19 protein-coding genes are annotated in these 23,566 nt (G+C 63.7%); 8 read left to right on the top strand and 11 right to left on the bottom strand.

Annotated features, from left to right (window positions below; genetic code table 11):
• Positions 1–19: 19 nt before the first annotated feature.
• Both RIN61_RS19650 and dacB read left to right on the top strand, forming a co-directional pair.
• Positions 20–364: a YggL family protein gene (locus tag RIN61_RS19650; RefSeq protein WP_003248695.1), complete on the top strand. Its 345-nt coding sequence runs from the start codon at positions 20–22 to the stop codon at positions 362–364.
• A 185-nt stretch (positions 365–549) separates the two neighbouring features.
• Entirely contained in the window at positions 550–2,007 is a 1,458-nt protein-coding gene (dacB, locus tag RIN61_RS19645) for a D-alanyl-D-alanine carboxypeptidase/D-alanyl-D-alanine endopeptidase (protein WP_313853510.1), read from the top strand.
• Between the two features lie 130 nt (positions 2,008–2,137).
• Here the strand turns inward: dacB and RIN61_RS19640 are convergent, their stop codons facing one another.
• Together RIN61_RS19640 and rlmKL are read right to left on the bottom strand one after the other, a co-directional pair.
• Entirely contained in the window at positions 2,138–4,528 is a 2,391-nt protein-coding gene (locus RIN61_RS19640; RefSeq protein ID WP_215521148.1) for a sensor domain-containing diguanylate cyclase, read from the bottom strand.
• A 94-nt stretch (positions 4,529–4,622) separates the two neighbouring features.
• Positions 4,623–6,815 (bottom strand): bifunctional 23S rRNA (guanine(2069)-N(7))-methyltransferase RlmK/23S rRNA (guanine(2445)-N(2))-methyltransferase RlmL, encoded by a 2,193-nt coding sequence (rlmKL, locus tag RIN61_RS19635; protein ID WP_215521147.1) that lies wholly within the window; start codon positions 6,813–6,815, stop codon positions 4,623–4,625.
• A 561-nt stretch (positions 6,816–7,376) separates the two neighbouring features.
• On the opposite strand from rlmKL, the gene rmf reads away from it, so the two are divergent.
• A complete protein-coding gene (gene rmf, locus RIN61_RS19630) occupies positions 7,377–7,592 on the top strand; it encodes a ribosome modulation factor (RefSeq protein WP_003248687.1) in 216 nt (71 codons plus the stop codon).
• 215 nt (positions 7,593–7,807) lie between these two features.
• On the opposite strand, the gene RIN61_RS19625 is transcribed toward rmf, so the two are convergent.
• Entirely contained in the window at positions 7,808–8,830 is a 1,023-nt protein-coding gene (locus RIN61_RS19625) for a quinone-dependent dihydroorotate dehydrogenase (RefSeq protein WP_215521146.1), read from the bottom strand.
• 321 nt (positions 8,831–9,151) lie between these two features.
• On the opposite strand from RIN61_RS19625, the gene RIN61_RS19620 reads away from it, so the two are divergent.
• The 5 genes from RIN61_RS19620 (at position 9,152) to cobA (ending at position 14,917) form a co-directional block, all read left to right on the top strand.
• Positions 9,152–10,363 carry a CmpA/NrtA family ABC transporter substrate-binding protein gene (locus tag RIN61_RS19620; protein WP_112252102.1) on the top strand — a complete coding sequence of 404 codons (1,212 nt, stop codon included), beginning with the start codon at positions 9,152–9,154 and terminating at the stop codon, positions 10,361–10,363.
• Positions 10,364–10,375: 12 nt separating this feature from the next.
• Positions 10,376–10,951, top strand: coding sequence for an ANTAR domain-containing response regulator (locus RIN61_RS19615; RefSeq protein ID WP_112252101.1), 576 nt, complete (start codon positions 10,376–10,378; stop codon positions 10,949–10,951).
• 306 nt (positions 10,952–11,257) lie between these two features.
• The gene (locus RIN61_RS19610; RefSeq protein ID WP_207878722.1) at positions 11,258–12,469 is read left to right on the top strand and encodes a nitrate/nitrite transporter; all 1,212 of its coding nucleotides are present in this window, start codon (positions 11,258–11,260) and stop codon (positions 12,467–12,469) included.
• Positions 12,470–12,478: 9 nt separating this feature from the next.
• Positions 12,479–14,149, top strand: coding sequence for a bifunctional protein-serine/threonine kinase/phosphatase (locus tag RIN61_RS19605; protein WP_313853503.1), 1,671 nt, complete (start codon positions 12,479–12,481; stop codon positions 14,147–14,149).
• Between the two features lie 27 nt (positions 14,150–14,176).
• Entirely contained in the window at positions 14,177–14,917 is a 741-nt protein-coding gene (cobA, locus tag RIN61_RS19600; RefSeq protein WP_112252098.1) for a uroporphyrinogen-III C-methyltransferase, read from the top strand.
• Positions 14,918–15,099: 182 nt separating this feature from the next.
• On the opposite strand, the gene RIN61_RS19595 is transcribed toward cobA, so the two are convergent.
• The 8 genes from RIN61_RS19595 to ppsA form a co-directional block, all read right to left on the bottom strand.
• Positions 15,100–16,137 (bottom strand): OmpA family protein, encoded by a 1,038-nt coding sequence (locus RIN61_RS19595; RefSeq protein WP_004376136.1) that lies wholly within the window; start codon positions 16,135–16,137, stop codon positions 15,100–15,102.
• A 111-nt stretch (positions 16,138–16,248) separates the two neighbouring features.
• A complete protein-coding gene (gene sigX / locus RIN61_RS19590) occupies positions 16,249–16,815 on the bottom strand; it encodes an RNA polymerase sigma factor SigX (RefSeq protein ID WP_003248665.1) in 567 nt (188 codons plus the stop codon).
• Between the two features lie 112 nt (positions 16,816–16,927).
• The gene (locus RIN61_RS19585; protein ID WP_004376138.1) at positions 16,928–17,752 is read right to left on the bottom strand and encodes a mechanosensitive ion channel family protein; all 825 of its coding nucleotides are present in this window, start codon (positions 17,750–17,752) and stop codon (positions 16,928–16,930) included.
• A gap of 2 nt (positions 17,753–17,754) precedes the next feature.
• Entirely contained in the window at positions 17,755–18,027 is a 273-nt protein-coding gene (locus tag RIN61_RS19580; protein WP_004376140.1) for a hypothetical protein, read from the bottom strand.
• Positions 18,028–18,241: 214 nt separating this feature from the next.
• On the bottom strand, positions 18,242–19,237 hold the full coding sequence (locus tag RIN61_RS19575) for a zinc transporter ZntB (RefSeq protein ID WP_313853499.1): 996 nt from the start codon (positions 19,235–19,237) through the stop codon (positions 18,242–18,244).
• A 27-nt stretch (positions 19,238–19,264) separates the two neighbouring features.
• Positions 19,265–19,756: a ribonuclease E activity regulator RraA gene (rraA, locus tag RIN61_RS19570; protein ID WP_021785500.1), complete on the bottom strand. Its 492-nt coding sequence runs from the start codon at positions 19,754–19,756 to the stop codon at positions 19,265–19,267.
• 219 nt (positions 19,757–19,975) lie between these two features.
• Positions 19,976–20,968, bottom strand: coding sequence for an alpha/beta fold hydrolase (locus RIN61_RS19565; protein ID WP_286101341.1), 993 nt, complete (start codon positions 20,966–20,968; stop codon positions 19,976–19,978).
• Positions 20,969–21,070: 102 nt separating this feature from the next.
• Positions 21,071–23,446: a phosphoenolpyruvate synthase gene (ppsA, locus tag RIN61_RS19560; protein WP_112252095.1), complete on the bottom strand. Its 2,376-nt coding sequence runs from the start codon at positions 23,444–23,446 to the stop codon at positions 21,071–21,073.
• Positions 23,447–23,566 lie beyond the last annotated feature (120 nt).

Here is a 23,566-nt window from a genome sequence, read left to right as displayed (position 1 = left end):
TACCTAAGAGGATTGTTTCATGGCCACAAACCGCTCCCGTCGTCTGCGCAAGAAGCTGTGTGTCGACGAGTTTCAGGAATTGGGCTTCGAGCTGAACCTGGAATTCAAGGAAGATCTGGACGACCAGGCAATCGATGCTTTCCTCGACGCGTTCCTGGAAGAAGCCATGGACGCCAATGGCCTGGACTATGTAGGCGGTGACGATTTCGGCCTGGTGTGCTCGGTCAAACGCGGCTCGGTCAGCGAAGAACAGCGTGCAGCCGTTGAAGCCTGGCTCAAAGGCCGTAGCGAACTGACCAAGATCGAGGTCAGCCCGCTGCTGGACGCCTGGTACCCGGAAAAGCCGATCAACAAGGCCGAGTGATACCGGCCCGGCTCGATCGCTGAAAAGGCCACCCTTAGGGGTGGCTTTTTTATTGGGGGTGCTTTTCCGTCGAACGTGGCGCATCGTCGCTGCGCTTGGGGCATAATGCGTATTCTTTCATTCTGGGGCCATCATTCCTTACAGCCCCAATGCCCTTTTCCCTCGCCGTAGGGTATTTATCGATCATGATCAAAACGCTTCGTCCCCTCGTTCTTGCCGGCCTGCTGTTGCCATTCGCCCTGCCCAGCCAGGCCGCCGCCGTCAACACCACGCTGCCTGCCAAAGTGCAACAGGCCCTCAAGGCCAACAAACTGCAAGATTCTGCACTGTCGCTGGTGATGCTGCCGCTGGACGGCCCCGGCACACCGACCGTGTTCAATGCCGATGTCTCGGTCAACCCGGCCTCGACCATGAAACTGGTCACCACCTACGCCGCCCTCGAACTGCTCGGCCCGACCTTCCAGTGGAAAACCGAGTTCTACACCGACGGCGCCCTGAGCAACGGCGTACTCAACGGTAACCTCTACCTCAAAGGTGGCGGCGACCCGAAACTGAACATGGAAAAGCTGTGGTTGCTGATGCGTGACCTGCGCGCCAATGGCGTGCGCACCATCACCGGCGACCTGGTGCTGGACCGCAGCCACTTCGTGCAGCCGAACCTGCCGCAGTTCAACGATGACGGCGGCGATGAGAACAAGCCTTTCCTGGTCAAGCCCGACTCGCTGCTGGTCAACCTCAAAGCCCTGCGTTTCGTGGCCCGCAACGATGGCGGCAAGGTCACCATCGCGGTCGAACCGCCGATTGCCAGCATCCGTATCGACAACCAGGTCAAGGCGGTAGCCTCCAAACAGTGTTCGGGTGATGTGCGCTACAACCCCGTGCAGCAAGCCGACGGCATCAGCGTAACGGTCAGCGGCCAGCTGGGTGACGGCTGCAACTCGCAGACCTACCTGTCGCTGCTCGACCACCCGACCTACGCCGCCGGTGCCGTGCGCGCGATCTGGAACGAGCTGGGTGGCAGCATCCAGGGCGGCGACCGCTTCGAGAACGTGCCCAAGGGCGCTCGCCTGCTGGCCCGTGCCTTCTCGCCAGACCTGGTGGAAGTGATCCGCGACATCAACAAGTACAGCAACAACACCATGGCCCAGCAGCTGTTCCTGAGCCTTGGCGCGCAGTTCCGCACCGATGCCGACGGTGACGACGCTCGCGCCGCCCAGCGCGTGGTGCGCCAGTGGCTGGCGAAGAAGGGTATTACCGCGCCGCACCTGGTGATGGAAAACGGTTCCGGCCTGTCGCGTGCCGAACGGGTCAGCACGCGGGAGATGGCGGCAATGCTGCAGGCGGCCTGGAAGAGCCCTTATGCTGCCGAGTTCATGAGCTCGATGCCGCTGGTGGGTATGGACGGCACCATGCGCAAGCGCCTGAAGCGCACCGCCATGACCGGCGAAGGGCACATCAAGACCGGTACGCTGAACACCGTACGGGCAATTGCCGGCTTCAGCCGTGACAGCAACGGCCATACCTGGGCAGTGGCGGCGATCCTCAACGATCCGAAACCGTGGGGCGCCTCGCAGGTGCTCGACCAGGTGCTGCTGGATTTGTATCGCCAGCCGAAACTGGCCGGCAGCACAGCGGCCAACTGACAGGTAGCCAGTACCGGCCCTTTCGCGGCTAAAGCCGCTCCCACAGGTTCAGCGCAGGGTTCAAGACCTGCAATTTCCCTGTGGGAGCGGCTTCAGCCGCGAAAGGGCCGGCATTGGCAACTGACAGCTGTCAGGCCAACTCCCCCTCCACCCGGTCCCGCCCAGCCTGCTTGGCTGCATACACCCCGGCATCAGCCCGCAACAGCAAGGCATCGGCCCCTTCCCCCGGTCGCCAACCCGCCACACCAAAACTCGCGGTCACCCTGCCCACGCCCTCCACCGGCACATTGCGCACGCCTTGCCACAGCTCCAGTGCCAGCAGCCGCGCCTGCTCGGCATCGCTGCCCGGGCACAGCACCATGAACTCTTCGCCGCCCAGCCGGCAGAACACATCGGTACGCCGCAAACGCTGGCCGATACGCAGGCACAGGCTGCGCAGCACGCGGTCGCCGACGGCATGGCCGAAATGGTCGTTGATGCGCTTGAAGTGATCGATATCGAGCATGATCACCGCCAGCGCCAGGCCATCGCGCTGGGCTCGTTCCAGTTCGAGCTTGAGCCGCTCCTGGAAGTAACGGCGATTATGGATGCCGGTCAGCGAGTCGGTCACCGACAGCGCACGCAACTCTTCCTCCACGCCCTTCAGGTCGGAGATGTCGGTCAGGTAGCCATGCCACAAGGTGCAGCCCTGCTCGCCCACCTCCGGTGTCGCCTCGCCACGCACCCAGCGCAACCCGGCACGCGGCAGGCAGACGCGGTATTCTTCGCGCCAGGGCGACAGGTGTTCGGCCGAGTAACGCACCGAGCGGCGCACGCGCTCCAGGTCGTCCGGGTGGATGCGCTCGAACACCGCGGTGGCGTCCTCGCGCAGCTGCTGCAGGTCGACTTCGTAGATGTCGTACAGGCCCATGCTGGCATACGGAAAGCAGGAGTGGCCGTTGCCATCCAGGCGGTACTGGTAAATGCCGCCCGGCACCTCGGCACTGAGCTTTTCCAGAAGACGGTCACGCGCTGCCAGCGCCTCATGCACCCGACGCCGTTCAGTAACATCGATGCAGATCGCCAGGTAACCGATCCATAACCCCTGTTCATCGAGCATGGCGGTGACCAGCATGTTGGCCACCAGTTGGCTGCCATCGGCACGCAACAAGGTCCACTCCCCCGGTTCGGCGCCATGCTCCTGCGCTGTTTCGGCGAACATGGCCTGGCCACCTTCAATCGGTCGGCCGTAACGCAGGCTCAAGGCATGGGCACGCAGGTTCAACTCTTCGGGCAGCACCAGGTCCTCCAGGCGCAGCTGGCCGATCGCCTCACTGGCCGGGTAACCGAGCATGCGCTCGGCGCCGGCGTTGAAAGTGCTGACCACGCCCTTGAGGTTGGTGGCGATGATCGCCACCTGGGTTGCGGCATCCAGCACGCTGCGCAGCTGGTTGTGGGTACCGCGCAGTGACTGCTCGCTGACACGCAGCTCGGCAGTGCGCTGCTCCACCAGGGCCAATGCGCGCTGGCGCTGGCTGAACAGACTGTAGAGCAACACGCTGAGCAACAGGCTCAACAAGCTGCCCAGCAGGCTCACTGCCAGCACCGCGGAGGAACGGTTGGCGCGCACGAACGCCTGGCTCGGCCGGATACTCAACTGGAAGTGGTGGTCAGCCAGGTGCAATAGCTGGTTGCTGGCCAGCGGCAGGGGTGCGACCGGGTTCTGCGAGTCGAACATCACCTCGGGGCCATGTAGCCCGGTGGGGTCGACGATACGCACCACAAGGTTATCGTCTGCCGTAACCGGGCGCCCGTCGCTGATCAGCTCACGCATGCTCAGCAAGGCCATCACATAACCCACTGCCGCGCCGCGGGGGTTGGCATCGGAAAACACCGGCGCCACCATCAGCAGGCCACGCGCATCCGAGCTGGTATCGAACATGGGCAGTGGCTCGGACACCGCCATGCTGCCCGGCCCAAGCGCCCGCGCCAAGGCCGCCAGGGGCACTTCCTGGCCGGCGAGGTCCAGCCCATAGGGCAGCCCGGGCAATTCACCCGACTGGGTATAGAGTACCGGGAAGTAATGGTCGCGCTGGGGGGATGGGTGCCACTGGCCTTGTTCATCCTGGTCGCGGATCACATAGCCCGGGCCGGAATGCGCACTGGCCTGGCGCTCGAATTCGGCGCGTTGCGCGGCCTCGACACGCGGCGCCCAGGCGTAGGCCAGGGTCCGTTGCAGCAATGGCCGGGCGTAGCCGTCGAACTCGTGCGGGGTGATTTCGTTGGAAAAGCTGAAAAACCGCCGCAGCCCGTCCAGGCGCTGCTGCTGTTCATCAAACCGCTCGGCGATACGGCTGAAACGCTCGCTTGCCAGCAGCTCGAAGCGCTGGCGCAGCTGCTGCTTGTAAAAGGTTTGCGCGGCTAGCGCCAGGACGGCCGTCAACAGGCCGCCCACGACCAGGGCGACCAAGGCTACCGCCCAGGCGGATAATGCCTCTGTGCACAGGCCAAGCAACCGCGCGCACACGCCACCCTTTGACATACACCCATCTCGTCACGTCAGCGTCCTGCGGATTATCTTGCCCTGTCCCCAGTTATAGCTATTGGCCATTAGCCGCGCAATGTACCTCGTCGCCTCAACGAAGCTGCAGGCGCCAGGCGCGATGGATACGGTTGTTGCGGGCGAAGTCCGGGTCCAGGGTCTGGGCCGTGATTTCCTCCACCGCGTAACGCGCCATCAGGTGCTCGTCCAGCTGGAACTTGCGGAAGTTGTTGGAGAAATACAGCACGCCACCCGGCGCCAGGCGGGCCATGGCCAAATCAAGCAGCTGCACGTGGTCACGCTGCACATCGAACACGCCTTCCATGCGCTTGGAGTTGGAGAAGGTCGGCGGGTCGATGAAGATCAGGTCGTAGCTGTCGCGGTTACCCTCCAGCCAGGCCATCACATCGCCCTGCTCCAGGCGGTTGCGATCCGAGAAGCCATTAAGCGCCAGGTTGCGCCGCGCCCAGTCCAGGTAGGTTTTCGACAGGTCGACGCTGGTGGTGCTGCGCGCGCCACCCTTGGCCGCATGCACGCTGGCCGTGGCGGTGTAGCAGAACAGGTTGAGGAAGCGTTTGCCGGCTGCTTCGCGCTGGATGCGCATGCGCATCGGGCGATGGTCGAGGAACAGGCCGGTGTCGAGGTAATCGGTAAGGTTGACCAGCAGCTTGACGCCGCCTTCGTTCACTTCCTGGAAGCGGCCTTCGGTTGCCTGGCGCTCGTACTGGCGCGTGCCGCTCTGCCGCTCGCGACGCTTGAGCACCACACGCTGCGGCGAAATGCCCAAGGCCTGCGGGATGGCTGCCAGCGCGTCGAGCAGGCGTGCCTGAGCCTTGTCCGGGTCGACCGAACGTGGCGCGGCGTATTCCTGCACGTGCACCCAGTCCTGGTACAGGTCGACCGCCAGTGCATATTCGGGCATGTCGGCATCGTACAGGCGGTAGCAATCGACCTGCTCGCGGCGGGCCCACTTGCCCAGCTGCCGGAGGTTTTTCTGCAGGCGGTTGGCGAACATCTGCGCACCTTCCGACAAACGTGCCGGCTCGCTGGCCGGTACTGCCTGCTGGCGGGTTTGCGCACCTTCAGGCTGCGCCTCGCGGCGCTCGCCGGTAACGAACTGGTCGGGCTGCACCTTGAACAGCAGCAGCTTGCACGGCAAGGCGCCGTTCCAGAACGCGTACTGCTTGTGGCTGCGAATACCCATGCGCTTGCCCAGCTGCGGCGCGCCAGTGAATACCGCCGCTTCCCAGCCCATGCAGGCCTGGCGCAGGCGCTCGCCGAGGTTCTGGTAGAGGTACAGCAGGCTGGCTTCGTCACCCAGGCGCTCGCCATAGGGCGGGTTGCTGATGACCAGGCCTTTCTGGTTCTGGTCCGGGCGCGGCTCGAAGGTGCTGACTTCGCCCTGGTAGATCTTGACCCAGTCGCCCAGGCCGGCACGCTCGACGTTGTTGCGGCCCGGCTGGATCAGCCGCGGGTCGGCCTCGTAGCCACGGATCCACAGCGGTGGCTTGGCCAGGCCGGCCTGTGCCCGCGCCTGCGCCTCGTCATGTACCTTGCGCCACAATGCCGGTACGTGGCCAAGCCAGGCACTGAAGCCCCAGCGTTCACGCTTGAGGTTGGGCGCGATATCGGCGGCGATCATTGCCGCTTCGACCAGGAAGGTACCCACACCGCACATCGGGTCGGCCAGCGCGCCACCTTCGGCGGCAATGCGCGGCCAGCCGGCGCGGATAAGCACCGCCGCCGCCAGGTTTTCCTTCAGCGGCGCGGCGCCTTGCTGCAGACGGTAGCCACGCTGGTGCAGGCTGTGCCCGGAAAGGTCAAGGGAGAGAATGGCTTCGCCACGGTCCAGGCGCAGGTGCACGCGCACATCCGGGTCGATCTTTTCCACCGACGGGCGCAAGCCTTCGCGGTTGCGCAGCTTGTCGACGATCGCGTCCTTGACCTTCAGCGCACCGAAGTGGGTGTTGTCGATGCCCGAGCCATGGCCGCTGAACTCCACTGCCAAGGTGCCGTCGGCTGCCAGGTGATCAGCCCAGTCGACCGCGTGCACGCCGTCGTAGAGGTCGTCGGCGTTCTTCATGGAGAAGCGCTTGAGTACCAGCAGCACCCGGTTGGCCAAGCGTGACCACAGGCACAGGCGGTAGGCGGTTTCCATATCGGCGGCGCCGCGAATGGCCGAGGTGTGCTCGCGCACGTCATCCAGGCCGAGGGCCCGGGCCTCTTCGGCAAGCAGGCCTTCCAGGCCTTTGGGGCAGGTGAGGTAAAGTTCGAAACGGTCCGACATGAGTAATCCAGCGCCTTGGGCTATTTGACTGACGGGGCGACGCATCGCCCCGCGATGTTTGCCCGCACACCTTTCCAGCAGGCGTGCGGGTGGCCTTTCGTGGCACGCGAGCGTGCGGTGAAAGGCCGGGCCGCCTGACCGATCTGTGCTTGGCCCAGTGGCAAAGACAGCTTAGATCATCAGGCAGTACGAAAAATTCTGGCGATACCGGGGCCGATGTGACCCTTCGTCGCATTTCAAATTATTTCTGTCATCCGCAAGCCACGCTGGCGAAATGACGTCAATGATCGGCAAACCCTGATCATAGCGGGCTCAACGCTAAACAAGGTTGAGTCGCATTTATTTACTTATCCCCTCACCCTTGGAAAGGTTACGTGCTTATGACAAATCGATCATTCACACCGTGACTCGCATTCGATAGAACTGGTCTCAGGCCGCTTCGCAACGAGGCGGCACTTTCAGCTCGCCACGCCGGCAGCGAGCGCACACCGGCAGAAAGACTCTGCCCGGCCTCGGAGAGGCCGACGGGACATTACAGTCAACAAGTGAGGGCAACACCCTATGAGAAGACTTAAGCGTGATCCGTTGGAAAGAGCATATTCACGTGGCTACCAATACGGGGTCACCGGCAAATCCCGCGAACTTTGCCCCTTCAATCTTCCTTCTGTTCGCCAAGCCTGGATCAACGGCTGGCGTGAAGGTCGCGGTGATAACTGGGACGGAATGACTGGCACCGCTGGCATCCATAGACTCAACGAAAATCACGCCGTTGGCTGAACGAGGACACTGAATTCGATTCACCATGCACGCCCTATCCGGGCGGCGGGCGAAGGCCCAGGGGCCCCTTGATGGGGCCCTTTTTTTGCCTTGGCAAACCTTCCCAACTGCACTGGCCTCTTCGCGGGTAAACCCGCTCCCACAGGTACTTCACTGCTCTCAAGCTTGTGTAGTCCCTGTGGGAGCGGGTTTACCCGCGAAGAGGCCGTGTCAGGTCACCGCGGCATCGCAGCGATAGCATCCACCGCTTCGCGAATCAGCGCCGGCCCCTTGTAAATGAAGCCCGAATAAATCTGCACCAGGCTCGCGCCGGCAGCGATCTTCTCGGCGGCATGGCGGCCTTCGGTAATGCCGCCAGCGGCAATGATCGGCAGCTTGCCGCCCAATTCGCCCGCCAGCACCTTGACGATGTGGGTGCTCTTTTCCAGCACCGGCGCGCCCGACAGGCCGCCCGCCTCGCCACCGTATGGCAGCCCTTCGACACCTTCACGCCCCAGCGTGGTGTTGGTGGCGATCACCGCATCCATGCCCGACTCCATCAGCGCTGCGGCCACCAGGGCAGTTTCTTCGTCGCTCATGTCCGGGGCAATCTTGATTGCCAGAGGTACGCGCTTGCCATGCGTGCCGGCCAGTTGCTCACGGCGCTCGGCCAGGGCATCGAGCAACTGCTTGAGCGAATCGCCAAATTGCAGGCTGCGCAGGCCCGGGGTGTTTGGTGAACTGACGTTGACCGTGATGTAACTGGCCGCGGTGTACACCTTGTCCAGGCAGATCAGGTAGTCATCGACGGCACGCTCCACCGGGGTGTCGAAATTCTTGCCGATGTTGATGCCCAGCACGCCGTTGTAACGCGCAGCCCGCACCCGGCCGAGCAGGTGATCAACACCCAGGTTGTTGAAGCCCATGCGGTTGATGATGGCCGTTGCCTCCGGCAGGCGGAACAGCCGCGGCTTGGGGTTGCCCGGCTGCGGTCGCGGGGTGACGGTGCCGATTTCGACGAAGCCGAAGCCCAGCTGGGCGAAACCGTCGATGGCCGCACCGTTCTTGTCCAGGCCGGCCGCCAGGCCCACCGGGTTGGCGAAGTTCAAGCCCATGACCGTAACCGGCAAAGCCGCCGGCTGCTTGCACAGCACGCCGTTGAGGCCAAGACGGCCACCGGCGCCGATCAGGTCCAGGGACAGGTCGTGGGAGGTTTCCGGGGAAAGCTTGAACAGCAGCTGGCGGGCCAGGGTATACATGGGCGGGCAAGGCTCGGGGTGAATGAGGGGGCGATTATAGCCAGCGTGGGGCCGGCATGACAGCAAATCGTGGGGCCGGTGAAGCTCTGACAGCCAGTGCAGTACCTGTGGGAGCGGGTTCACCCGCGAACACCGGCGAAGCCGGTGCCATCCACCGAGCTGCCTGCTTCGCGGGTGAACCCACTCCCACAGGGATCGCACAAGCTTTTAGCTTTGCGCAAGACAGTTGCTTTCACGGGGCCGCAATGCGACCCCAGGGCCTTTGGCACATGCGTTGCACCGGAAAAGCCCACAGCCTTATCAGTACGGGCGAGGAACCTTGTGAACACTGTACCCCGAGCAACGCCCCTGGCCTGGGTCAACGGCAGCGACGCGCCGGAAAAGCCCAGCCTGAACATCGGCTACATGGCCCTGACCGACTGCGCCTCGGTGGTAGTCGCCGCCACCCAGGGCTTTGCCCAGCAGCACGGCCTTACCCTCAACCTCAAACGCCAGGGTTCCTGGGCCGGGCTGCGCGACAAGCTGGTCAGCGGCGAACTGGATGCGGCGCACTGCCTGTATGGCCTGGTCTATGCCGTGCACCTGGGCATCGGCGGTGTACCGGCCAGCGAAATGGCCGTGCTCATGGGGCTGAACCAGAACGCCCAAGCCATAAACCTGTCTCCGGCCCTGCAGCGCAAAGGCGTGACCAACCCTGAAGCATTGGCGCGCCTGGCGCACCAGCATGGCGCACGCCTCACCTTTGCCCAGACCTTCCCCACCGGCACCCACGCCATGTGGCTGTATTACTGGCTGGCCAGCCAGGGCATCCACCCATTGCGCGACGTCGACAGCGTGGTGGTGCCACCGGCACAAATGGCCGCGCATATCCAGGCCGGGCGCATCGACGGTTTCTGCGTGGGCGAACCCTGGGCTGCCGATGCAGTGGCCACGGGCCAGGGCTTCACACTGGCCACCAGTCAGTCGATCTGGCCGGACCATCCGGAGAAGGTCCTGGCCTGCGCCCGCGCCTTTGCCGAGCAATACCCCAACAGTGCCCGCGCGCTGATCAAGGCGGTCCTGGCCGCCAGCCGCTTCATCGAGCAAAGCCCGGAAAATCGCCGCAGCACTGCGCAACTGCTCAGCGGCAGCGCCTACCTGGCCACCCCGCTGGCGAGTATCGAACCACGCTTGCTGGGCAGCTACCACGATGGCCTGGGCAACCACTGGCAAGATCCCCATGCACTGCGCCTGCACGACCATGGCCGGGCCAACCTGCCGTACCTGTCCGACGGCATGTGGTTCATGACCCAGTTCCGCCGCTGGGGCCTGCTGCGCGATGATCCCGACTACCTCGGCGTGGCCCGCCAGGTCCAGCAGCTGGCGTTGTATGGCGAGGCGGCACAAAGCCTCGGCGTGGCCTGCCCTGAACCAATGCGCAGCAGCCTGTTGATTGATGGCAGCCGCTGGGACGGCAGCGACCCCTACGGTTATGCCCGCAGTTTCAGCCTGCATGCCATGGGCGACCTGCCCGATGCCCGTGTCGGCGCGTGAGGGGTACCATTCATGTTGCGCATCCTGCTGATCGACGACACCCAGAGCAAACTCGGTCGCCTCAAGGCGGCCTTGAGCGAGGCCGGCTTCGAGGTCATCGAAGCCCCCGGCCTGACCATCGACCTGCCCGCCTGCGTCGAAACGGTGCGCCCGGATGTGGTGCTGATCGATACCGACTCACCGGACCGCGATGTGATGGAACAGGTGGTGCTGGTCAGCCGTGACCAGCCACGCCCCATCGTACTGTTCACCGACGAGCATGACCCCGCCGTGATGCGCCAGGCGATTCAGTCGGGGGTCAGCGCCTACATCGTCGAAGGCATCCATGCGGCGCGGCTGCAGCCGATCCTGGATGTGGCCATGGCCCGCTTCGAAAGTGACCAGGCACTGAAGGCACAATTGTTGGCGCGCGACCAGCAACTGGCTGAGCGCAAGCGCATCGAGCAGGCCAAGGGTTTGCTGATGAAGATGAAGGATTGCAACGAAGAACAGGCCTACACCCTGATGCGCCGCCAGGCCATGAGCCGGCAGCAGAAGCTGATCCAGGTGGCCGAGCAGATCATTGCCATGCATGAAATGCTGGGCTAGCAACCTGCTTCACGCGGTCCCTGTAGGAGCGGCCTTGTGTCGCGATGGGCTGCGCAGCAGCCCCAGGATCTCAGCTTCGCGGCAGAGATTGCCGGGGCTGCTGCGCAGCCCATCGCGACACAAGGCCGCTCCTACAAGGGGACAGCAACTTCTCAGAGTTGGCCCATCTCTTGCTGAACAAATATCACCGGTAGCCAACGGCGGTTGCCCACTTGATCCCGACAAAGACGTCGCTCTCCCCTCCACCCATGTGGAGCGGGTAGCGGCGTCTTTTTCGTTCCGTTGCATTGCCGAGTGAGGTGTTCGATGAGTACCAGCTTCTGGAAATCCGGGCATGTGCCCACGCTGTTCGCCGCGTTCCTGTACTTCGACCTCAGCTTCATGGTCTGGTACCTGCTTGGCCCACTGGCGGTGCAGATTGCCGCCGATCTGCAGCTGAGTGCACAACAACGGGGCCTGATGGTGGCCACACCGATCCTGGCCGGGGCGATATTGCGCTTTGCCATGGGCGTGCTGGTCGACCGCCTGTCGCCCAAGACCGCCGGGCTGATCGGCCAGGTGGTGGTCATCGTCGCCCTCGCCGCTGCCTGGTACCTGGGCGTGCACAGCTATGAACAAGCGCTGCTGCTGGGTGTTTTCCTCGGCTTTGCTGGCGCTTCGTTCGCCGTGTCACTGCCGCTGGCCTCGCAATGGTACCCACCTCAGCATCAAGGCAAAGCCATGGGCATTGCCGGTGCCGGCAACTCCGGCACAGTGTTCGCTGCCCTGTTGGCCCCTGCGCTGGCTGCAGGCTTTGGCTGGAACAATGTGTTCGGCTTCGCGCTGATCCCGCTGTCGCTGGCCCTGTTGGTGTTCGCCCTGCTGGCACGCAATGCCCCGCAGCGCCCCAAGCCAAAAGCCATGGCCGACTACCTCAAGGCCCTGGGCGACCGTGACAGCTGGTGGTTCATGTTCTTCTACAGCGTCACCTTCGGCGGCTTCATCGGCCTGGCCAGCGCCCTGCCCGGCTATTTCAGCGACCAGTATGGCCTGAGCCCGATCACCGCCGGCTACTACACCGCTGCCTGCGTGTTCGCCGGCAGCCTGATGCGCCCACTCGGCGGCGCCCTGGCCGACCGCTTCGGCGGTATCCGCACTTTGCTGGGCATGTACAGCGTGGCGGCCATCTGCATCGCCGCAGTCGGCTTCAACCTGCCTAGCGCAGCCGCTGCACTGGCCCTGTTCGTCAGCGCCATGCTCGGCCTGGGGGCCGGCAATGGCGCAGTGTTCCAGCTGGTGCCGCAACGCTTCCGCCAGGAGATCGGCGTGATGACCGGGCTGATCGGCATGGCCGGCGGCATCGGAGGCTTCCTGCTGGCCGCCGGGCTTGGCACCATCAAGCAGCACACCGGAGACTACCAACTGGGGCTGTGGCTGTTCGCCAGCCTGGGCTTGCTGGCCTGGTTCGGCCTGCACGGCGTGAAACAGCGCTGGCGCACCACCTGGGGCTCGGCTGCGGTTACTGCGGCGCGAGTCTGAGGCACAGCCATGAGCCTGCAACTTAAGTTTGCCCAGGCCAGCGCCACCGGGCCGCGCGAGGAAAACCAGGACGCTCTGCGCCTGGTTACCCCGGCGCCGGAGCTGGCTGCCAGCAAGGGCTACCTGTTCGCCCTCGCCGACGGCGTCAGCCAATGTGCCGATGGTGGCCTGGCAGCCCGTGCCAGCCTGCAGGCGCTGGCTCTGGACTATTACGCCACCCCTGCGACCTGGAGCGTGGCCCAGGCACTCGACCGCCTGCTGCTGGCACAGAACCGCTGGTTGCGCGCCCAAGGCAGCGGCCAGCCACTTTTGACCACCCTCAGCGCGTTGGTGCTGCGTGGCCGGCGCTTTACCTTGGCCCACGTAGGGGACTGTCGCGCGTACCGCTGGCACGCCGGGCGCCTGCAATGCCTGAGCGAAGACCACGTATGGGACCAGCCCGGCATGCAGCATGTGCTGAAGCGCGCGCTGGGCCTGGACCAGCACTTGCTGGTGGATTACCTGGAAGGCGAACTGCAGCCGGGCGAGAGCTTCCTGCTGTTGAGCGATGGCGTATGGGCCAGCCTGGGCGACCAACACATCCAGGCGGTGCTGCGCGAGCAACCCGACCTGCAACTGGCCGTCGACACCCTGGTCGCCAGCGCGCACCTCAACGGCAGCCAGGACAACGCCAGTGCCTTGCTGGTGCAGGTCGAGCAACTGGGCACAGCCAACCTGGGCGACACCTTGGCGCAACTGCAGCAATGGCCTGTGCCCGGCCCGCTGCGTGAAGGCCAGGTAATCGATGGCTGGCAAACCGAAAAGCTGCTTTCGCACAGCCGCCAGTCGCTGCTGTACCGGGTGTGCGATGGCCATGGCCGAGCCTGGCTGCTGAAGACGCTGCCACCCGCGCGCGGGCAGGAGCCTGGCGCAGCGCAAGGGCTGTTGCTGGAAGAATGGTTCCTGCGCCGGGTCGCTGGCCGGCACTTCCCCGAGCTGCACACCGCCAGCCAGCGCCAGCACCTGTACTACGTGATGCGCGAATACCCCGGCCAGAGCCTGGCAGCGCTGCTGGCCGAGCACGGCCCGCTGCCCATGCCGCAGTGGCTGGAGCTGGCCCGGCAACTGCTGCAGGCGGTCGGCGTATTGCACCGGCGTAACCTGCTGCACCGCGACATCAAGCCAGAGAACCTGCACCTGGGCAGCGATGGCCAGCTGCGCCTGCTGGACTTCGGCCTGGCCTACTGCCCGGGCTTGTCCGAAGACCCGCTGCACGAGTTGCCGGGCACGCCGTCATACATTGCCCCGGAAGCATTCGATGGCCAACCGCCCAGCCCACGTCAGGACCTGTATGCCGTGGGCGTGACGCTGTATCACCTGCTGACCGGGCACTACCCCTACGGTGAAGTGGAGGCCTTCCAGCGCCCGCGCTTCGGCCAGCCGGTCAACGCCGCACGCTACCGCCCCGACCTGCCGGAATGGCTGCAGCACAACCTGCAGCAGGCACTGGCAGCCGACCCGGCGCAGCGCTTCGAAACCGCCGAACAATGGCTGCTGCTGCTCGAACGTGGCGACCGCCAGGAACTGCCCAGCCGGCCACGGCCGTTGCTGGAGCGAGAGCCATTGAAGGTATGGCGCACCCTGGCGCTGCTGTCCTTGCTGTTCAACCTGATATTGCTGCTCACCCTGCTCAAGGGCTGAACGCACCTTGCCGATGAGGAAACCCTGATGAATGCGAAAGTCTGGCTGGTTGGCGCTGGCCCTGGCGACCCAGAACTGCTCACCCTCAAGGCTGTACGCGCGTTGCAGCAAGCTGCGGTGGTGATGATCGACGACCTGGTCAACCCGGTGGTGCTGGAGCATTGCCCGCAGGCCCGGGTGATCGCCGTGGGCAAGCGCGGCGGCTGCCGCTCCACGCCACAGGCGTTCATCCAGCGCCTGATGCTGCGCCATGCACGGCAAGGGCGCTGCGTGGTGCGGCTCAAGGGCGGCGACCCATGCATCTTCGGCCGTGGCGGTGAAGAGGCGCTGTGGCTGCAGGGGCATGGCATCGAGGTGGAAGTGGTCAACGGCATCACCGCCGGTCTGGCCGGCGCCACGCAATGCGGGATTTCCCTGACCTCGCGAGGCGTGAGCCGGGGCGTGACGCTGGTCACGGCACATACCCAGGACGACAGCGAACTGAACTGGGCAGCCTTGGCCCAGGGCGGGACGACGCTGGTGGTGTATATGGGTGTTGCCAGGCTGGAGCAGGTGCGCCAAGGGTTGCTGGACGGGGGCATGGCACCGGGGACGCCGGTGGCGATGATCGAAAATGCCTCGTTGCCGCAGCAGCGGGAGTGCAGGAGCGATGTGCGGGGGATGGTTGAGGATGCGCGGGGGTTTGGCTTGCGTAGCCCGGCGATATTGGTGATTGGGGAGGTGGTTGGGGGGCAGGTGGCGCGGGACCTTGTGGCAATTGCTGGATGATAGGGTGCCTGATCTGGCCTCTTCGCGGGTAAACCCGCTCCCACAGGTACTGTACCTCTGCTGAAATCGGTGCAGTACCTGTGGGAGCGGGTTTACCCGCGAAAGGGCCGTCACAAGTGGCACAAATTACGGGCAAAGAAAAACCCGGCCGAGGCCGGGTTTTTCATGAAGCTTCAAACCAATTACTTGGCCTGGGCTTCTACCTGAGCTTCAACGCGACGGTTGACAGCGCGGCCTTCTTCGGTGGCGTTGTCGGCAACCGGACGGGTTTCGCCGTAGCCAACCGAGTCAACACGGCTGGATTCTACGCCGTACTGCTGGGTCAGGACCTGCTTGACAGCGTTGGCACGACGCTCGGACAGCTTCTGGTTGTAAGCGTCTGGGCCGACGGAGTCAGTGTGACCTTCCACGGTGGTGGTGGTCTGTGGGTACTGCTTCATGAAGTCAGCCAGGTTCTTGATGTCGCCGTAGCTGTTTGGCTTGACGACCGACTTGTCGAAGTCGAACTTGACGTCCAGCTCAACGCGAACGACTTCGGCAACAGCCGGGCAGCCATCAGCGTCAACGGTAACGTTGGCCGGGGTGTCAGGGCACTTGTCGACGTTGTCGCAAACGCCGTCGTTGTCGGAGTCGGAGCACACTTCGGCAACTGGAGCCGGAGCGACTTCAGCTTGCTTCGGGCTGCCGCCGAAGTTCAGACCAACACCAACGGTCGGACCCCACTCGGTGTTGCCGTTGTCGATGTTGTACATGGCTTCTACGCCGGCACGGGCAAAGAACATGTCGGTGATGTACCACTTGGCGCCAGCGCCAACGTTGGCGAAGGTGGAGTGGTCGCGGCCGCTACGAGTGGCCTGGCCCAGGCTCTCGTGAGCGAAACCGGCGGAAACGTACGGACGCAGAGCGTCGCCGACGGTACCGAAGTGGTAGGTAGCGTCGAGCTTGGCCTTGGAACCTTTGATGTCTTTGTTGAAGACTTCACCACGAGCGTTGTGGGTCTCGTTGTAGCCGAGGTCCAGGGAAACGTCGTCGGTCAGGAAGTAGCCCAGGCGAACACCAGGATTGGTGCCGTCGTTCTTGAAGTTACGTTCGCTGTCGTAGTACTGCTTGGTAACGTTGCCTTCGATTTCCACAGCGCCTTGGCCTTGAGCCAGAACGCCGAACGAAGTAGCAGCGACGAGCGAGCCAATGGCCAAGCCCAAGGTGTTTTTCAATTTCATCCGTTAAATCCCCATCTGGTGATAGTTAAGCAGTCCCACCACAAACAAGGGGGACAACTCGACGGCAAGTCTAGCAGAACTCGCCGGTTCGTTAGAGATATTTGCATGCCACTAAGTTTCATCGAGGCCGGCAAATTTCTCCCGAAGCTTGTCTAGCGCGCGCTTGTAGCGCATTTTCGTTGCGCTCAGGCCCATGTGCATGATGTCGGCAATTTCCTGAAATTCCAGCTCTGCGACAAATCGCAGCACCAGGATTTCCCGGTCAATCGGGTTCACATGCACCAGCCACTTGTCCAGCCCGCCCTTTTCTTCCGGCTTCGGCGCCTTGTCTTCGGACGCCTCTTCCACAGGGTCCAGACTCAAGGCATCCATCAACCGGCGTTTACGGCGCTCTTTGCGGTACTGGGTAATGCATTCGTTGTAGGTGATGCTGTAGAGCCAGGTCTTGAACTTGGACTTACCCTCGAAGTTCTTCAGCCCGTACAGCACTTTCAACATGACTTCCTGACAGACATCGTCCGCGTCACGGTCGTTCCCCAGATAACGCGCGCAGACGTTGAACAGGGTCCGTTGGTAGCGCCGCATGAGCTCTTCATAGGCGCGGGTAACGTGGTACAGCTCCTCATGCGAACGCGCCACCAACTCTTCGTCGGTGAGCTCGCGGGGGTCATAACGCATGGGCGGCGAATGAACTTTATTCAAAACGGATCTGGCCGACAGTCAGGTCAATGTCGCCGCGCGACCCCGTGGGTCGATTTTCGCGGCGGCATACATTAACAGCTTTGTGCGGTTAGCGGCTATTGACTCGCTGTTCAAGCAGCTCACGATTGGACAGCGATACCAGTTCGCCATCATCGGTCAGCAGCGTCGTCTTGACCGTACCGATCTCCTCGATATGCCCTTCGACCTCGCCAATCCGCACCTGCTGGCCGACCTGATACAGTTCGCGCACGTAGATGCCGGCCAGGATCTGCCCGGCGATTTCGCGGCTGCCCAGGCCCATTGCCAGCGCAACGGCCAGACCAACGGTAATCAGCCCGATCACGATCACATGGTTCAACAGGTCGGTTTTCACCTCCAGCTGGCTGATGGCCACCGAGATGCTGATGATGATCACCAGGCCCTGGGTGATACGCCCCAGGCCTGCCGAGTATTCCAGGCCGATGCCTTCGGCTGCGCCGCGTACCAGGCCGTTTGCCACCTGGGCCAGCAGCACGCCAGCCAGCAGCACCAAGGCTGCGCCGAACACCTTCGGCAGGTACAGGGCAAGCATGTCGAGGGTTGCCGAGACCCGCTCCAGGCCCAGCGACTCGGCGGCCGAGACCAGGAAGATGAGCAGCACGAACCAGTAGACGATCTTGCCAATCAAGGTGGAGATCGGCACCTGGATGCCGACCCGGCCGAGCATCTTGGTCAGGCCGGTGCCGGCCATCAGGCGGTCCAGGCCGAACTTGGCCAGCAGTTTGGACAGCAGCGTGTCGAGCAGCTTGGCCACCACGAAACCGAGCAGCACCACGACCAGCGCGCCGAACAGGTTGGGGATGAAGTTCGCTACCTTGGTCCAAAGGGCAGTCATGGCGGTGACCAGGCTCTGGGTCCAGAGATCGAGTTCCATATTCAATCGGCCTTATCTGCTTTGCTGCCGTTGGCAGCGTTGCGGGAAGAGTGTCGACGCACCGGCGCAACATGCGCCGCGCCATTGTTCACGGCGATCAGCAGCGCCTGGCTCCAGCGGCCAAGCAGGCTGAACAGATCACCCGCGCCAACCTGGCGGTTGGCGGTTTTCAGTACGCGACCCAGGCAGGCGGCGTCGTCCCGGTCGTCCCGGTCATTGCCGGAGGGTGACGCCTTGAGCAGGTCGCGCAGGGATTCTTCAAACGGATCGTGCATAGGCACCTCGCGCAGTGTCAGTCAGAGACGAGATGGCCGGTCGATGGGTCACACATCGCATTGGGACGAGTGTTTCAAAATGAATGGCGCTTGCCTGCACTGGCCCTATCGCCGGCAAGCCAGCTCCCACAGGGGTACCACAAGCCTTGAAACCTGTGGTGCACCTGTGGGAGCTGGCTTGCCGGCGATAGGGCCGGTGCAGGTCAATGAGCATCTATACCCACCGCAACCGCCGGAACAGCCACCACTGCCCCACCGCCAGCCCCAGCACGACGATGCAGGCAAACAGGAAGCCATAGGGGTTTTCCGCCCCCGGGATGCCGCCGACATTGATGCCCAGCAGCCCGGTGATGAAGCTCATGGGCAGGAAGATGCAGGTGATGATGCCAAAGCGGTACATGGTGCGGTTCATGCGCTCGCTGCGCCGGCGATCCTGGCTTTCCAGCACCAGGGCGGCCCGTTCGCGGGTCAGTTCCAGCTCTTCGAGGTAGCGGATCAGGCTGTTGTTCAGCTCGTTCCAGTAATCGGCGTCGGCATCGACGAACCAGCTCCATTTGCTACGCGACAGCTGGGCGTAGATCTCCCGCTGCGGAGCCAGGAAACGCCGCAGGCCGGCGGCACGCCGGCGGATCTGCTGCAGGCAGCCATTCTCCGGGGTGTACCGTTCGTCGGATTCGACCTTTTCTTCTTCCAGGTCGACCAGTTCGGACAGGTCGCTGACCAGGCCCTGGACCTTTTCGGTCAGCAGTTCGCCCATCAGCAGCAACAGCTCGGAAGCCGATTTCGGGCCCCTGCCCTCTTCGAGCTGCTGAAGAATCTCGTCACTGGCGCGCAACGGCCGCAGGCGCAGCGAGATGACCCGCTGCGCCTCGGCGAAGATGCGCACCGAGACCATGTCTTCAGGCTCTGCCCCCGGGTTGAGGTTGACCCCACGCAGGAACAGCAACAACTGTTCATCGGCCAGGGGCAGCAGGCGCGGCCGGGTGTTTTCTTCCAGCAGCAGCTCGCAGGCGAACGCGCTCAGGCCGCTGTCGTGCAGCAGCCAGGTGCGGGTTTGCGGATGGCTGCGGTCCCAGTGCAGCCACAGGCTCTGCTCGGGTTGCAGCTGCAGGTCGTCCAGCTCGGTACGGGCAATCGAGTGCGCGCCGCCTTTGCCATCGAGCACCAGGGCGTGTACCAGCCCCCACTGCGCGTTGTCTTCCTCGAACATCAAAGCTCCATCAGCGCGGGCGGCGCATCACTCCGGCATTTTCAGCGGGCTTGGCGAGACCAGCACGCCATTGTTGTCGGCATACACGTACTCGCCCGGGCGGAAGGTCACCCCGGCGAAGGTCACTGCCACGTTGAGGTCGCCGATGCCGCGCTTGTCGGTCTTCATCGGGTGACTGGCCAGGGCCTGCACGCCGACGTCGGTCTGGATCAGCACGTCGACGTCACGCACGCAGCCGTAGATCACCAGGCCTTCCCAACCGTTCTTGGCAGCCTTCTCGGCGAGCATGTCGCCGAGCAGTGCGCGGCGCAGCGAGCCACCACCATCGACGACCAGGACCTTGCCCTTGCCATCGAGCTCGACCTGCTCCTTGACCAGCGAGTTGTCTTCGAAGCACTTGATGGTGACGATCTGGCCACCGAACGAATCGCGGCCGCCGAAATTGCTGAACATCGGTTCCAGCACCTGCACCAGGTCCGGGTAGGCATCACACAGGTCGGGCGTAACGTAATGCTGCATGGGAAGCTCCTGTCAGTCACAACGAAAGCGGGTATCGGCCAAGGCTACACCGTAGAGCCCATTGCAGTCATCCGGGACCAAGCAGTCAGTTGTGTTTTGCCTGTACCGGCCTCTTCGCGGGTAAACCCGCTCCCACAGAGTCCTCACTGCACTCGAGCCCTGTGGAGTTCCTGTGGGAGCGGGTTTACCCGCGAAGAGGCCAGTACAGGCGCAATCCATTCAACTGGCGGGCACCGGCTCCGCCACCACAGTGGACTCATGCACCGGCACCAGCGGGTCACGCAGCCACCGTTCCACCAGCGGCCACACCTGCACCTGCGCGGCCTTGCTCACCAGCATGTCGACATGCCCGAAAGCCTCGAAGCCTTCCTCGAGCCCCAGCCGCAGAAACTGCTTGCGCTCACCGCCCAATTGCTCGAACAGCTTGCGGCAGGCCCACACCGGGTCCTGGAAGTCCCCCGCACCCGCCACCGCCAGCAGCGGCACATCCACCTCGGCCAGCCCCGCCCACCAGTCGCTCTGCCTGTCGCCAAAGCGCCCGAACAGGCCATGCCAGCGCATGCTCTCTAGGGCCAGGCCGATCGGCTCATCCTCCGGCCCACGCTTGAAGCGCGGACCGGAAATCTGCCCCCAGCGCTTGAGCAGCAGCTTCGCCCCCCAGGCCAGCGGCGGCACCTTCAACGGCCAGTACACGCGGCTGATCTGGGTACCGAACAGCGCCACGCTGGCTACCTGCTCGGCAGGCAGAAAGCCACCGCCCAGCGCTGCCGCCAGGGTCGTACCACCCAGGGAATGGCCGACCCAGTGCGGCGCCTGGCCCGATTGCTCGCGCACGAACGCGGCAATCAGCGGCAGGTCATCGCGGGCATAGGCGGCAACGCTGTTGTGCTTCCAGTCATGGTTGCGCGGCGACAGGCCGTGGCCGCGCATTTCCGGGATCCACACATCGAAGCCGGCGCGGGCAAGATAGGCCCCCAGGCCAACCCCTTTGGGCGAGTACCAGAAGCGGCGGTTGGAAAAGCTGCCATGCAGGAGAATGACCGGCACGCCCTGGGCCTGGCCCTGATCGGCCAGCCCCAGGCGGGTGACGGCCAGCTCGACGCTGGGGTCAGGGCTGTTGCCGGCCTTGATCCGGTACACGTCTTCGCTGAGGTCGCCGCGGCGTTCGGCACTGAGCAAGGCCACGGGGAATAGAGTGCTGCTGCTTTGCATAAGGTTGCTTGGTGCACAAAAAAGGGCGGGATCCATTACTGGAGCTCGCCCTGGAAAAAACCAGGCGGGGATACGCCAGACGTACCCCCGCGTTTTACTGCTTCAGACCGCGCCTTGCCCTTCGGCCAGGTAGAACCAGGTTTCGAGTACCGAGTCCGGGTTCAGCGACACGCTGTCGATGCCCTGTTCCATCAGCCACTTGGCCAGGTCCGGGTGGTCCGACGGGCCCTGGCCGCAGATGCCGATGTACTTGCCAGCCTTGTTGCACGCGGCAATGGCGTTGGCCAGCAGCTTCTTCACCGCAGGATTTCGCTCGTCGAACAGGTGGGCAATGATGCCCGAATCACGGTCCAGGCCCAGGGTCAGCTGGGTCAGGTCGTTGGAGCCGATCGAGAAGCCGTCGAAGTATTCCAGGAACTCTTCGGCGAGGATGGCGTTGGACGGCAGTTCGCACATCATGATCACGCGCAGGCCGTTGTCGCCACGGGCCAGGCCGTTTTCGGCGAGCAGGTCGACGACCTGGCTGGCTTCGCCCAGGGTACGCACGAACGGCACCATGATCTCGACGTTGGTCAGGCCCATTTCGTTGCGCACGCGCTTGAGCGCACGGCATTCGAGCTCGAAGCAGTCACGGAACGATTCGCTGATGTAACGCGAAGCGCCACGGAAGCCCAGCATCGGGTTTTCTTCTTCCGGCTCGTACAGCTTGCCGCCGATCAGATTGGCGTACTCGTTGGACTTGAAGTCCGACAGGCGCACGATGACCTTTTTCGGGTAGAAGGCCGCAGCCAGGGTGCTGATACCCTCGACCAGCTTCTCGACATAGAAGCCTACCGGGTCGTTGTAGCCGGCGATGCGCTTGTCGACGCTGTCTTTCAGGTCGGCAGGCAGGCCTGCATAGTTCAGCAGCGCCTTGGGGTGCACGCCGATCATGCGGTTGATGATGAACTCCAGGCGCGCCAGGCCGACACCGGCGTTGGGCAGCTGGGCGAAATCGAAGGCGCGGTCCGGGTTGCCGACGTTCATCATGATCTTGAACGGCAGGTCGGGCATGGCATCGACCGAGTTCTGCTTGATGTCGAAGCCCAGCTCGCCCTCGAAGATGAAGCCGGTATCGCCTTCGGCGCAGGAAACGGTCACGCCTTGGCCGTCTTTCAGCACCTGGGTGGCGTTGCCGCAACCGACCACGGCCGGAATACCCAGCTCACGGGCGATGATCGCTGCGTGGCAGGTGCGCCCGCCGCGGTTGGTGACGATGGCGCTGGCGCGCTTCATTACCGGTTCCCAGTCCGGGTCGGTCATGTCGGAAACCAGCACATCGCCCGGCTGGACCTTGTCCATTTCCGATACGTCGTTGATCACGCGAACCTTGCCGGCGCCGATGCGCTGGCCGATGGCACGGCCTTCGACCAGCACGGTGCCCTTCTCTTTCAGCAGGTAGCGTTCCATGACGTTGGCGCTGGAGCGGCTTTTTACCGTTTCGGGGCGCGCCTGGACGATGTACAGCTTGCCGTCGTCACCGTCCTTGGCCCATTCGATGTCCATCGGGCGCTGGTAGTGCTGCTCGATGATCATGGCCTGCTTGGCCAGCTCGCTGACCTCGGCATCGGTCAGGCAGAAGCGCGCGCGCTCGGCACGGTCCACTTCGACAGTCTTGACCGAACGGCCGGCCTTGGCTTCTTCGCCGTAGACCATCTTGATCGCCTTGCTGCCCAGGTTGCGGCGCAGGATGGCCGGGCGGCCGGCCTCCAGGGTTTGTTTGTGCACGTAGAATTCGTCAGGGTTGACCGCACCCTGCACCACGGTTTCGCCCAGGCCGTAGGCGCCGGTGATGAACACCACGTCGCGGAAGCCCGACTCGGTGTCAAGGGTGAACATGACGCCGGCAGTGCCGGTTTCGGAACGGACCATGCGCTGCACGCCGGCGGACAGGGCCACCAGCTTGTGATCGAAGCCCTGGTGCACGCGGTAGGCGATGGCGCGGTCGTTGAACAGCGAGGCGAACACTTCCTTGGCCGCGCGGATCACGTTGTCGACGCCACGGATGTTGAGGAAGGTTTCCTGCTGGCCGGCGAACGAGGCGTCCGGCAAGTCTTCGGCAGTGGCCGAGGAACGCACGGCAACCGCCATGTTGTCGTTGCCGGCAGCCATTTCGGCGAAGGCCGTACGGATTTCCGAATCCAGACGGGCCGGGAAGTCGGCTTCCATGACCCACTGGCGAATCTGCGCGCCGGTCTTGGTCAGGGCGTTGATGTCATCCACATCGAGTGCGTCGAGCGCGGCGTGGATACGGTCGTTGAGACCACTCTGTTCGAGAAAATCGCGGTACGCCTGCGCCGTAGTGGCAAAGCCGCCCGGCACCGATACACCAGCACCTGCGAGGTTGCTGATCATCTCGCCCAGGGATGCGTTCTTGCCCCCCACATGCTCCACATCATGGACGCCGAGCTTATCGAGGGAAACTACGTACTCTACCAAGGTGATCTCTCCACTAACTGTGTTGGAAAAGCTCAAGGGCGCCCGCCTGCCTTCGTTGACTTGGCCGGACGCTTGTGGCCTGTACCCGGAAAATAAGTGAGAATGCAGACAGCCGCATTC

It is taken from the genome of Pseudomonas inefficax (genome assembly GCF_032164165.1).
GTDB lineage: Bacteria > Pseudomonadota > Gammaproteobacteria > Pseudomonadales > Pseudomonadaceae > Aquipseudomonas > Aquipseudomonas inefficax.
The sequence above is the reverse complement of the archived record's forward strand: the minus strand, read 5'-3'. Positions and strand labels throughout refer to the sequence as shown.